The 10,395-nt window shown below is 68.0% G+C and carries 15 protein-coding genes; 4 read left to right on the top strand and 11 right to left on the bottom strand.

The genetic code is table 11. The features are described 5' to 3' along the window. Nucleotides 1-116: 116 nt before the first annotated feature. Complete coding sequence (locus C441_RS15375; RefSeq protein WP_007275905.1) at nucleotides 117-494, bottom strand: YccF domain-containing protein; 378 nt, start codon at nucleotides 492-494, stop codon at nucleotides 117-119. 128 nt (nucleotides 495-622) lie between these two features. On the opposite strand from C441_RS15375, the gene C441_RS15370 reads away from it, so the two are divergent. Then, entirely contained in the window at nucleotides 623-1,192 is a 570-nt protein-coding gene (locus C441_RS15370; RefSeq protein ID WP_007275904.1) for an AAA family ATPase, read from the top strand. Nucleotides 1,193-1,194: 2 nt separating this feature from the next. Next, nucleotides 1,195-1,611 carry an RNA-binding domain-containing protein gene (locus C441_RS15365; protein WP_007275903.1) on the top strand — a complete coding sequence of 139 codons (417 nt, stop codon included), beginning with the start codon at nucleotides 1,195-1,197 and terminating at the stop codon, nucleotides 1,609-1,611. A gap of 42 nt (nucleotides 1,612-1,653) precedes the next feature. On the opposite strand, the gene C441_RS15360 is transcribed toward C441_RS15365, so the two are convergent. The 4 genes from C441_RS15360 to C441_RS15345 form a co-directional block, all read right to left on the bottom strand. Further along, nucleotides 1,654-2,703, bottom strand: coding sequence for a hypothetical protein (locus C441_RS15360; protein ID WP_007275902.1), 1,050 nt, complete (start codon nucleotides 2,701-2,703; stop codon nucleotides 1,654-1,656). Between the two features lie 77 nt (nucleotides 2,704-2,780). After that, nucleotides 2,781-3,341, bottom strand: a complete 561-nt coding sequence (locus C441_RS15355; protein ID WP_004968883.1) for a magnesium transporter — start codon at nucleotides 3,339-3,341, stop codon at nucleotides 2,781-2,783. Continuing rightward, nucleotides 3,342-3,923, bottom strand: a complete 582-nt coding sequence (locus C441_RS15350; protein ID WP_007275901.1) for a magnesium transporter — start codon at nucleotides 3,921-3,923, stop codon at nucleotides 3,342-3,344. It abuts the gene before it with no gap. 101 nt (nucleotides 3,924-4,024) lie between these two features. Continuing rightward, nucleotides 4,025-5,419: a signal recognition particle protein Srp54 gene (locus C441_RS15345; protein WP_007275900.1), complete on the bottom strand. Its 1,395-nt coding sequence runs from the start codon at nucleotides 5,417-5,419 to the stop codon at nucleotides 4,025-4,027. 90 nt (nucleotides 5,420-5,509) lie between these two features. Here C441_RS15345 and C441_RS15340 point away from each other — a divergent pair, with 90 nt between their 5' ends. Next, nucleotides 5,510-6,484 (top strand): D-2-hydroxyacid dehydrogenase, encoded by a 975-nt coding sequence (locus tag C441_RS15340; protein WP_007275899.1) that lies wholly within the window; start codon nucleotides 5,510-5,512, stop codon nucleotides 6,482-6,484. Between the two features lie 33 nt (nucleotides 6,485-6,517). After that, nucleotides 6,518-7,135 carry a LysE family translocator gene (locus tag C441_RS15335; RefSeq protein WP_007275898.1) on the top strand — a complete coding sequence of 206 codons (618 nt, stop codon included), beginning with the start codon at nucleotides 6,518-6,520 and terminating at the stop codon, nucleotides 7,133-7,135. A 35-nt stretch (nucleotides 7,136-7,170) separates the two neighbouring features. Here the strand turns inward: C441_RS15335 and ftsY are convergent, their stop codons facing one another. From ftsY to C441_RS15305, 6 genes are all read right to left on the bottom strand, one after another. Next, entirely contained in the window at nucleotides 7,171-8,529 is a 1,359-nt protein-coding gene (gene ftsY, locus C441_RS15330; protein ID WP_007275897.1) for a signal recognition particle-docking protein FtsY, read from the bottom strand. A gap of 26 nt (nucleotides 8,530-8,555) precedes the next feature. Continuing rightward, the gene (gene pfdA, locus C441_RS15325; protein WP_007275896.1) at nucleotides 8,556-9,026 is read right to left on the bottom strand and encodes a prefoldin subunit alpha; all 471 of its coding nucleotides are present in this window, start codon (nucleotides 9,024-9,026) and stop codon (nucleotides 8,556-8,558) included. Further along, nucleotides 9,026-9,202, bottom strand: coding sequence for a 50S ribosomal protein L18Ae (rpl18a, locus tag C441_RS15320; protein WP_007275895.1), 177 nt, complete (start codon nucleotides 9,200-9,202; stop codon nucleotides 9,026-9,028). Before rpl18a ends, pfdA begins: the two co-directional genes overlap by 1 nt. 81 nt (nucleotides 9,203-9,283) lie before the next feature. Beyond that, nucleotides 9,284-9,949: a translation initiation factor IF-6 gene (locus C441_RS15315; RefSeq protein ID WP_007275894.1), complete on the bottom strand. Its 666-nt coding sequence runs from the start codon at nucleotides 9,947-9,949 to the stop codon at nucleotides 9,284-9,286. A 3-nt stretch (nucleotides 9,950-9,952) separates the two neighbouring features. Next, a complete protein-coding gene (locus C441_RS15310; RefSeq protein ID WP_004045216.1) occupies nucleotides 9,953-10,231 on the bottom strand; it encodes a 50S ribosomal protein L31e in 279 nt (92 codons plus the stop codon). 3 nt (nucleotides 10,232-10,234) lie between these two features. Next, nucleotides 10,235-10,387: a 50S ribosomal protein L39e gene (locus C441_RS15305; RefSeq protein ID WP_004045214.1), complete on the bottom strand. Its 153-nt coding sequence runs from the start codon at nucleotides 10,385-10,387 to the stop codon at nucleotides 10,235-10,237. Nucleotides 10,388-10,395: the final 8 nt, after the last annotated feature.

Below are 10,395 nucleotides of genomic sequence, written 5' to 3'. Positions count from 1 at the left end.
GAGCGCGACGGGATTCGAACCCGCGACCATCGGATTAGAAGTCCGACGCTCTGTCCGACTGAGCTACGCGCCCTCGATGCCCACAAACCGTCCCTGCAAGAAAAACGAATCGGGTTCTACCCGTCGAATCGGTACAGCGACGTGACCGCCGGGAGCCGGTTGAGCATCCAGATGCCGACCGGGAGGCCGATGATGGTGAGCGTGAACAGCACCGCCACGTTCGCCCAGAGCCAGCTCAGCCACCAGCCGACGAACACGAAGTAGACGGCGCGAACGACGAGTGACCGCTGGCCGCGACCCGAGTCGGGGTCGAGCCGGGTTTTCGGCTCCTTCAACGAGAGCACCGTCGGAACGAGGTTGATGAGCGCGACGCCAAGTGGGATGCCGATGACGGTGGCGTTCAGGAACCACGCGACGTTGACGACGGCGGGCGTCGCCCACCAGCCGACGAACACGAACCAGAGTGCGCGGACGACGAACGAGCGCTGAGACATGGGCGTAGTACGCGGTCCGGGGCGAAAAGCGACGGGGTCGGGCCGGATGTGGGGGAAGGGAGGCGAAACCCGCCACCCGGAGCGACGTGAAGGGAGGCTTTAACAGCGCCAACGCGGTAACACCGGCTATGAGAGTCATCGGGACGGTCGGCCTGCCGGGAAGCGGCAAGGGCGAACTCGCCGAGGTGGCCCGCAACGCGGGCGTGCCCGTCGTGACGATGGGCGACGTCATCCGCGAGGAGTGTCGCGAGCGCGGCCTCGACCCCGCGACGGACCACGGGAAGATAGCGACCGCGCTCCGCGAGGAGGAGGGCGACGACGCCATCGCCGCGCGGTCCCTGCCGATGGTCGAAGACCTCCTCGAATCGAACGACGTGGTGGTCGTCGACGGGCTTCGGTCGGGCGTCGAACTCGACCGCTTCCGCGAGGCGTTCGGCGACGACTTCGTCCTCGTGAGCGTCGAAGCGCCGTTCGAGACGCGCGCCGAGCGCCTGCTCGACCGCGACCGCGACGACAGCGACACCGACGTGGAGGCGCTGAAAAAGCGCGAGCGCCGCGAACTCGACTTCGGCATGGGCGACGCGATGGACCGCGCCGACGTGGTCATCCAGAACACCGGCACGCTGGCCGAGTACCGCGAGACCATCACCCGACTGTTCGAAGAGGGGCCGGAAGCGCTCGCGGAGGCCGACGCGTGAGCATGATTTACAGCGTCGACGTCCGCATCGAGGTGCCCGTCCGCGACACCGAGGTCACCGACCGCGTCGGCGACGCCGTCGAGAACATCTTCCCCGGCGTCGAACTCGACCACGAACCGGGCAAACTCGTCGGCGAGACCCACGAACTGGAGCGGTTCTCCGAGCGCCTCCACGAGCAGGCCATCCTCGACACCGCCCGCCGGGAGTTCGCAAAGCGCCGCGACGACGACGGCTTTTCGTTCGCGCTGAAAAAGCAGGCCGCGTTCAAGGGCGTCGTCAACTTCTCGGTCGGCAACCCCGACGAACTCGGCGACATCGACGTGCACGTGACCGTCCGCGACCCCTCCGTCGACGAGGTCATCGACTACATCGCGCCGCCGACCGAAGACGGGCGGCCGGTGGACCCGAACGGCCGCTGAATCGGTCGACTGGACTGCGGCGGCTGGGCCGTTTCTCGCTACTCAGGCGACGAGCAACGCCACCGCGACGCCGATGAAGACGATTTTCAGCCCCGTGTTGACGGCGATGACCTTCGACCCGAACTCGGGGCCCCAGATGCCGTACTGGAAGGGTATCGACCGCTTGAACGTCGAGACGGCAAAGGAGATGATGCCGCCGATGAGCATCGTCGCCACGGCCTGCTTCGGCGTGAACGTCTCGCCGACGGCCGGCGCGATGGTCGCCGCGCCGGTCGTCGTGTCGAACGCGAAGGCGACGACGACGGGGACGGCCGCGCCCGGCAGGCCGACGAGGTTCGTCAGCGGACTGGCGAGCGCCGCGAACGATTCGAGGTCGGTCGTCCGCAGGAGGAGCGTGACGGCCACGTAAACGACGGCCAACCGCGGAACGATGCGCCGAAGCTTGTCCCACGTGCTCCGAGCGGCGTCTTCGACCGTCTCGCGGAGCGTGTCGTCGGTGTCGGCCGCGTCGCTGGAGTCGGCCGCGTCGCTGGAGTCGGCCGCGTCGCCACCGCCCGCACCGTCCGCGGCGGCCGCATCGACCGCGCCGCCCGAGCCGTCGGTCTCGGCGACCGCGACGGGGGTCGTGTTTCGGTCCGAGAGGAGGACCGCGCCGGCGACGACGCCGGTCGCGGTGATGGCGAGCGCGATGGCCGCCCGCGCGCCGACGTACATGAAGCCGACCTCGCGGCCGAGGATGGGGATGAGCACCGGCCAGTAGAACGTGAAGATGTGCTGGACGAAGCCGAAGAACGTGTTGATGGTGACGGCGACGAGGGTCGCCCGGTCGTCGAGGACGCCCGACTCGCGGAACTCCGCGAGCATCCCGTAGCCCGCCGTCGTCGAGGCGGCGGTGGTGACGATGGCCGTCCCGACCTCGTCGGGGAGGTTCGCGGGACTCGTCAGATACCGCGAGAGGCCGGCGATGCGTTCGACGAGGCCGAAGGCGACGACGAGGTTCGCGGCGAAGACGCCCACGGCGATGTAGGCGGCGATGCGCGCGACTCGCGGGAGCACCTCGAACAACACCGGGAGGACGGCCGACGACTGCACGACCGAGGGTCGGTGCCGAGCGAACTAATCGGCGTCGGTCGGCGGGGCGGTCGGCGGGGGACGGTTCGAACGTCGAGTCAGACGAGCACCTGCGCGACTCCGAACAGGACGACGACGCCCAGCACGTCGCAGACGTTGGTGACGACGGGGATGACCACGTCGTCGGGGTCGAGGCCGAACCGGTAGGCGACGTAGGTCGCAGAAAACGTCACGGCGACCGCGAGGACGGCCAGCGAAATCCCGCTCGACAGCGCGATGAGGACGACCTTCTGCAGGGCAAGCGACGTGTCGCCGGAGACGAGGAGCGTGGCGACCCACGCGCCCGCGCCGATGACGGGAAACACCGTCACCGCGAGGGCGACCGTGGCGACGGCGTTGCCCGCGAGTTCGTCGTCGCGGGGCGAAAACGAGAGCGTCCCGAGGTGGAACGACGTGGAAAGGCGCGCCGCGAGGACGCTCCCGAGGTTCCCCGCGGTCCCGATGGTGACGGGGACGAGCACGAGAAGCGACGGGTAGCGGAGCAGTTGCGCCTCGAAGCTCCCGAGGACGAGACCGCTTCCGAGTTCGACGAGCGTGAGCACGAGCAACACCGGGAGCATCGCCCGCGTGATGGCGCGGACGGTCCACTCGGTCGGCACTCAGAACACCCCCGCGACGGCGAGGACGGTTCTGACGGCGATGAGCAGAAAGAGGACGCCGAACACGTCGCCGGTGGTCGTCACGACCGGGCCGACGATGGTGTCGGGATTGCGCCCGCGGCGGTAGCCCGCGAAGACGACGCTGACGACGACGACGGTCAGGACGATGCCGGACAGCAGGCCGGCGACGATGGCGACGCCGACGAGAATCGGGAGCGGCGCGACCCGACTGCCGAGGAACGTGAGGAGGAAGAACGCGACGACGGCGGCGAACGTGCTCGTGAGCACGCCGTTTGCGAGCGCGGCCGTCGCGGCCGCCCGGAGGCGCTCGTCGCCGCCGGTGACCCGGGGTTCGATGAGCCCCTGATGGAGCGCGGTGGCGATGCGAGCGCCGAGCGAGCCGTAGACGTTCCCGCGGGTCGCCAGGAGGGCGGGAACGAGCACGAGAAGCCCCGGCACCGCCCGGAGTTCGGCCCGCATGCCCCCGAGGACGACGCCGGCGATGAGGCCGCCGACGAGGCTGGCCGCGAGCGCGGGCAAGGCTTCCTTGTAGGCCTCGACCGCCACGTCTCGCACGGTCATTGTGGGGTGCGACGGACCCGAGCGTTAAAAGTCGGCGGTATCGCGGCGAGGCACTCGCGCGGGCGAGCGCAGAAAACGCGGCGAGAAAATCGCGCGGTGGTTCAGAACGGTCCCATGCCGCCGAGACCGCCCATACCGCCACCGCCGCCGCCCTGGTTCTGGAGCTTTTTCATCATCCGTTGCATGTCGCCGTCGCCCATGTTCTGGAACTGCTTGATGGTCTGTTCCATCATGCGGTGCTGTTCGAGCAGTTCCTGTATCGTCTCTTCGTCCTGTCCCGACCCCTGCGCGATGCGCTTGACGCGGGACGCGCCGACCTTCCGCGGGTTCTCCAGTTCCGCTTCGGTCATCGAGTCCATGATGACCTCGAACGCGCGCATCCGGTCTTTCGTCACGTCCATCGCGTCGTCCGGAAGCTGGTCTTTGATGCCGCCGCCGAAGCCCGGAATCATGTCGAGCACCTGGTCGAGCGGTCCCATCTTGTCCATCGCCTCCATCTGTTTTTGCATGTCCTTGAGGGTGAAGTTCCCCTTCATCATCTCCTCGGGGTCCCAGTCCTCGTCTTCGGCCTGGGTCTCGGACATGGCGCGTTCGACGCGCTCGGAGAGCTGTTTCAGGTCGCCCATCCCGAGCAGGCGGGAGATGAAGCCGTTCGGCTCGAAGCGCTCGATGTCCTGGACCGTCTCGCCCATGCCGAGGAAGGCGATAGACGAGTCGGTCTCGTTGACAGCGGTCAGAGCGCCGCCGCCCTTCGCCGTCCCGTCGAGCTTGGTGATGACGACGCCGCCGATGCCGATGGACTCGTCGAACTGCTGGGCCTGTTCTTTCGCGCCCTGCCCGATTGCCGCGTCGAGGACGAGCAGGTTCAGGTCGGGCTGGACGACGCCCTCAATCTCCTCGATTTCGTCGATGAGGTCGTCTTCGAGCGCGTGGCGGCCGGCCGTGTCGACGATGTGCACGTCGGCGTCCTCGGTCGCTTCGAGGCCCTCGCGGGCGATTTGGACCGGGTCGTCGCAGTCGGGGTCGCCGTAGAAGTCGACCTCGGCGCGCTCGCACATCTGCTTGGCCTGGTCGTACGCGCCGGGGCGGAAGGTGTCGGTCTGGATGACCGCGGGGCGAAGCCCCTTCTTCGAGAACCACCACGCCATCTTGGCGGAGGTGGTCGTCTTCCCCGACCCCTGGAGACCGGCGAGCATGATGGTCTGCGATTCGAGCGGAATCTCCGTCGATTCGCCGATGAGGTCGACGAGTTCCTCGTAGACGATTTTCAGGACGTGGTCGCGGGCGTTCGTGCCGCCCGGCGGCTCTTCTTCCAGCGCGCGGGTCTTGATGGAGTCCGAGAGGTCCATGACGAGGCTGACGTCGACGTCGGCGGAGAGCAAGGAGCGTTGAATCTCCTTGACGATCTCCTGGACGTCGTCCTCGTCGAGGCGGGACTTCCCCCGCAGTTTATCGAGACTGCCGCGGAGGGAACTCCCGAGATTGTCGAGTACCATTGTGCCTTCCTACGCCGTCGCGTCGGTAAAGGCTTTATCCGTCGCGTTCGGGGCCAACACCTATCGGCTCGGGGGCCGACAGCGCACTCGATGACCACGATTCTCGTCCTCGACCGCCCCACGCACGGAATCCCGGCGTCGGAGTACGCCGCGGCCCTCCGCGAGCGCCTGCCCGACGCGACCGTGCGCCACCCGAAGACGAGCGCCGAAACGCTCGACGCCGCGCGCGACGCGACCGTTATCACCGGCACGTCGCTCCCCGACGACGTGCTCGACGCGGCCGACGAACTCAGACTGTTCGCCGGCGCGACCGCCGGCTACGACCATCTCCCGCTGGAAGCGCTCCGGGAGCGCGGCGTCGTCGTCACCAACGCCTCCGGCGTCCACGGCCCCAACATCGCCGAACACGTCCTCGGCTGGCTCCTCATGATTACCCGCCGACTGGACGAGGGGCTCCGCCGCCAGCGACGCCGCGAGTGGCGGCGCTTCCAGTCGTACGGCGAGTTGCAGGGGTCGACGGCCACCGTGGTCGGCCTCGGTGCCATCGGGCGGGCGGTCGTCGAGCGACTCGACGCGTTCGGCGTCGAGACCGTCGGCGTCCGCTACACGCCCGAGAAGGGCGGTCCGACCGACGAAGTGCTCGGGTTCGACGACCTCGAACCGGCGCTCGTCCGCACCGACTTCCTCGTGGTCGCGTGCCCGCTGACCGACGAGACGCGCGGACTCATCGACAGCCGGGCGCTGGAGGCGCTTCCCACACACGCCGTCCTCGTCAACGTCGCGCGCGGCGGGGTCGTCGACACCGACGCGCTCGTTTCGAACCTTCGGGACAACCGCCTCCGCGCCGCCGCGCTCGACGTGACGGAGCCCGAACCGCTCCCCGAGGACCACCCGCTTTGGGGGTTCGAGAACGTCTACATCACCCCGCACGTCTCCGGCCACACGCCGCACTACTGGACGCGCGTCGCCGACATCCTCGCGGAGAACGTCGAGCGACTGGCGGCAGAACCCGAAGACGAGACGCCCGCGCTCCGCAATCAGGTGGTTCCGAGTCCGAACCCCTGAGCTACTTCCCGCGACGAATCGTAGGCTCGCGCGATGACGACGCTCGCGTTCGGACTCGACGTCGCGACCTACCTCGCGTTCTGCGGGGCGGCGGTCGCGCTCATCCTCGCGCCCGGCCCCGACACGATGTACGTCCTCGCCCGCGGCCTCGACGGTCGCGGGCCGGGCGTCCGGTCGGCGTTCGGCATCGCCACGGGCGTCCTGTTTCACACGCTTCTGGCGACGGTCGGTGCGGCGGCGCTCTTCCGGGCCGTCCCCGAGGCCGCCGCGGCGCTCAAGTACGTCGGCGCGGCGTATCTGGGCTACCTCGGCGTCGCCGCCCTCCGAAACGACGAGTTCGACCCCGCGGTCGAGACCGAACGCGGGGCGAGCTTTCGCCGTGGCGTCCTCGTCAACGCGCTCAACCCGAAGGTCGCGCTGTTCTTCCTCGCGTTCCTCCCCGGGTTCGCCGGACAGGGCGCGGGGTCCGGGGTCCGAATGGCGAGTCTGGGGGCGACCTACGCCGCCCTCACGGCGCTGTACCTCTCTGTCGTCGCGCTCGGCGCGGACCGACTCGGGGCGAGGCTCGCGGAGACGCGGGTCGCGAGCGCGCTGAACTACGTCGGCGCGGGGACGATGCTTCTTCTCGGGGTCGTGCTCGTACTGGAGTGAGGCGGCCGAGAGAAAGAACGACGGACCGAGTACGATTACTCGTCTTCGCCGAGCAGGCGGTTGACCATCTGCTCGGGGTCGAACTTCTCGATGTGGTCGTAGCCCTGCCCCACGCCGAGGAACAAGATGGGCTTGCCCGTCACGTACGCGATGGAGATGGCCGCGCCGCCGTTGGAGTCGGCGTCGGCCTTCGTCAGAATCGCGCCGTCGATGGCGGCCGCGTCGTTGAACTGCCGGGCGCGTTCGACCGCGTCCTGCCCGGCGACCGCCTCGTCGACGAAGAGCGTGAGGTCGGGGCCGACGACGCGGTCTATCTTCTCCAACTGCGCCATCAGGTCGTTGGAAGTGTGGAGCCGACCGGCCGTGTCGCCGAGGACGATGTCGATGTCGTGGGCCTCGGCGTACTCGACGCCGTCGTAGATGACCGCCGCCGGGTCGCCGCCCTGCTCGTGGGCGATGAGCTTCTTGCCGAGCGCCTCCGCGTGCTCGCGGATCTGCTCGTTCGCGCCGGCGCGGTAGGTGTCGCCGTTGGCGAGCACCGTCGAGTAGCCCTGCTTTTCGAAGTAGCGGGCGAGCTTGGCGATGGTCGTCGTCTTCCCGACGCCGTTGATGCCGGTGAAGATGAGCGTGACCGGCTTGTCGGCCTCGGCGATGCGCTGGTCGAAGTCGAACTGCCCGACGCTGATGACCTCGTACAGCGCGTCGTGTAGCGCCTCGGAGACGAGCTGGCCGGTGCTCTGGACCTGCTTTCGCGTCTCGCCGATGAGCTTCTCGCGGATGGTTTCGAGAATCTCCTCTGCGACCTGCATCTCGACGTCGCTCTGGAGGAGCGCCATCTCGAGCTCCCAGAGGGGGTCTTCGAGGTCTTCTTCCTCGATGACGACCTTCCCCGTGGCGAACGCGGCGGCGCGGCGGAGCCGACCCGGACCGGACGAATCGTCGTCGTCCTCCTCGGTCAGCGCCGCCTTCGCGGCGTCGGAGGCGAGCGACTCGCGCGGTTCGGCCTCGTCGGCCGCCGGCCCGTCGCCCGCGTCGGCGTCGGTATCGGTATCGGCGTCGACCTCGGAATCCGGCTCCGGGGTCGCCGCGGCTTCGGAGTCGGATTCGGATTCGACCGCCGCAGACGCCGACGCGGCGTCCGCGGGAGCGTCACCGACCGCGTCGGCTTCGGACCCGGCGTCCGCGTCGCCGACGGCGTCCGACTCCGAGTCGACGTCTGCGGGTTCGGACGCCTCGGGTTCGACCGCCGCGTGTTCTGCGCCTGCTGGTGCTGATTCCGCTTCCGCGTCGGCGTCGGCTTCGGCCTCGTCGGCGGCCGCCTCGGCCTTCTCTTCGGCGGTCTCTTCAACGTCGTTACGGAAGCGGTTGAGTTTCTTCTTCAGTCCGTCGAACATCTGAATAGTAGGAGGTTGGGGTTACCTTACTCGTCGTCGCCGTCGCCGCCCTCGCCCTGCATCTGTTGCATCTGTTGCATCTGCTGTTGCTGCATCTGCTGTTGGGCCTGCATCGCCTGCTCTTCGATCTCGTCGCTCTCCTCTTCGAGCTCCTCGATCTGGCCGCGAACGCTCGCGATTTCCTCGTCGAGCGCGTCCTGCTTGCGTCGCAGGGTCTCGATGGCCGTGCTCTGTTCTTGCTCGGCGGCGTAGTTCGCGCCGAGGGAGACGACGATTTCGTCGATGTCCTGAACTTCGGCGCGGAGATACGCGTCGCCGCCGAGGGGGACCTGCACCGTCGAGCCCGTTTCGAGCGTCTCGATGGCCTCGACGGCCTCGTCGATCTCGTTCTTCTCGGTGTTCAGGTCGGAGACCTCACTTTCGAGGGATTCGATCTCCTCGTCGATGGCCTGCAGTTCCTGGGAGAGCTGTTGGAGTTGCTGCTGACCGCCACCCATCATGCCGCGGACACCTCGTTGAGCTCGACCTTCGTGCGCTTGATTCCGTGCTCGCTCCCGATGAGCGAAAAGGCGCGTTCCTGTGCGACGTTCTCGTTCGGTGCTTCCACGGTCTTCGTGAACTCGTGGACGACGCCACGGCTCGTGAAGCTGCCCGTGATAATGAACTGGCTCATGCACGTCGGTCGGGTGGCGAGCGGGAAAGGTCTTCCTACTCGGAGCGAAACTGAAGCGAAAAACGGGGGGACGCGGAGCCCTCAGTCGATGTAATCGAGGGCGTCTTCGATGCGACCCAGTTCCGGGCCGGTCGTGTCCTCGCCGACGATGTAGCCCTCGTCGTTGGCGACGAGGCCGGAGCCGACGAGCGGGCCGCCGTAGTTGATGGTGCCGATGTCGGCGCGAACGTCGAGGAGCGCTTCGAGCGCTTCGAGTTCGGGTTCGCGCGACTTCGGGTGACAGAGGACGCCGCGGTTGTTGGCGACGGCCGCCATCCCGACGGTTCGAACGTCGGCGAGGTCGCCGCGTTCGACGGGGACCTCCAGGGCCTCCTCGACAGCCGCGACGGCCTCGTCGGAGAGGTCCGCGTGGACGTACGCGCCGTAGTCGTTCGCGAGAACGACGTTGCCGGCGGCGTTGATGCGACCGGGTAGCTCGTAGACCGGGAGGTCCACGGCGTCGGTGAGGGCCTCCTTCTCGCGAGACGTCGCGCGGCTCGACACGAGAAGTCCGTTCTCGTTACCAGTCGCTAACGCACCGACCGTTCCCGACCCGCCGACGGTCGTCTTGACCAGCGGCACGTCGAGTTCCTCGGCCATCTGCTCGGCGAGCGAGTCGTCGGCGTCCGGGCGGACCAACAGCGCGTCGTCGGTCGCGCGAGCGAAGACGCCGATGTAGGACGAACCGGCGAAGGAGGCGCGAAGCACCGTTTACTCGGCCGGTTCCGCTTCGACGACCGACTCGCCGTCCTCGTCGAAACGCGCGGCGCGGACGCGGAACTTGCTCGGCGGGCTCTGCCGACCGTGCGCCCAGATGTCCTCGTTGATCTGCGTGTCGAGACGCACGTTCTCGGCGTCGACCTTGAAGTGCTTGGCGAGGTGCTCGCGGATGAGCGTCATCGAGCGACCCGCGCGTTCGTGTGCCGGAACCGCCTGCACGTCTCGGAGCGGGACGGTGACGACGCGCTCCTCGAAGTCGTTTGCGCTCATTGCTTACTCGTCCGTGTTGCTCCGCCGCCAGTTGCGACGCTTGGGGTTTCGCGTGACTTCCATGTCCGTCTTGAGCATGACCCACGCGGGGACGCGACTGTTCTGGCGTTCGAGCTTCGCCAGACGCTTCTTCTTAGACTTCGACTTCTTACCCATAGTGGGCT

Origin of the sequence: Haloferax sulfurifontis ATCC BAA-897 (assembly GCF_000337835.1) — an archaeon.
Lineage (GTDB): Archaea > Halobacteriota > Halobacteria > Halobacteriales > Haloferacaceae > Haloferax > Haloferax denitrificans.
This window is presented reverse-complemented; position numbering and strand designations above follow the sequence as displayed.

What these genes read in the sequence shown, in the direction of transcription:
- C441_RS15375 (WP_007275905.1), bottom strand. Translation starts at nt 494, where the DNA reads ATGTCTCAGCGCTCGTTCGTCGTCCGCGCACTCTGGTTCGTGTTCGTC.
- C441_RS15370 (WP_007275904.1), top strand. Translation starts at nt 623, where the DNA reads ATGAGAGTCATCGGGACGGTCGGCCTGCCGGGAAGCGGCAAGGGCGAA.
- C441_RS15365 (WP_007275903.1), top strand. Translation starts at nt 1,195, where the DNA reads ATGATTTACAGCGTCGACGTCCGCATCGAGGTGCCCGTCCGCGACACC.
- C441_RS15350 (WP_007275901.1), bottom strand. Translation starts at nt 3,923, where the DNA reads ATGACCGTGCGAGACGTGGCGGTCGAGGCCTACAAGGAAGCCTTGCCC.
- C441_RS15345 (WP_007275900.1), bottom strand. Translation starts at nt 5,419, where the DNA reads ATGGTACTCGACAATCTCGGGAGTTCCCTCCGCGGCAGTCTCGATAAA.
- C441_RS15340 (WP_007275899.1), top strand. Translation starts at nt 5,510, where the DNA reads ATGACCACGATTCTCGTCCTCGACCGCCCCACGCACGGAATCCCGGCG.
- C441_RS15335 (WP_007275898.1), top strand. Translation starts at nt 6,518, where the DNA reads ATGACGACGCTCGCGTTCGGACTCGACGTCGCGACCTACCTCGCGTTC.
- ftsY (WP_007275897.1), bottom strand. Translation starts at nt 8,529, where the DNA reads ATGTTCGACGGACTGAAGAAGAAACTCAACCGCTTCCGTAACGACGTT.
- pfdA (WP_007275896.1), bottom strand. Translation starts at nt 9,026, where the DNA reads ATGGGTGGCGGTCAGCAGCAACTCCAACAGCTCTCCCAGGAACTGCAG.
- rpl18a (WP_007275895.1), bottom strand. Translation starts at nt 9,202, where the DNA reads ATGAGCCAGTTCATTATCACGGGCAGCTTCACGAGCCGTGGCGTCGTC.
- C441_RS15310 (WP_004045216.1), bottom strand. Translation starts at nt 10,231, where the DNA reads ATGAGCGCAAACGACTTCGAGGAGCGCGTCGTCACCGTCCCGCTCCGA.
- C441_RS15305 (WP_004045214.1), bottom strand. Translation starts at nt 10,387, where the DNA reads ATGGGTAAGAAGTCGAAGTCTAAGAAGAAGCGTCTGGCGAAGCTCGAA.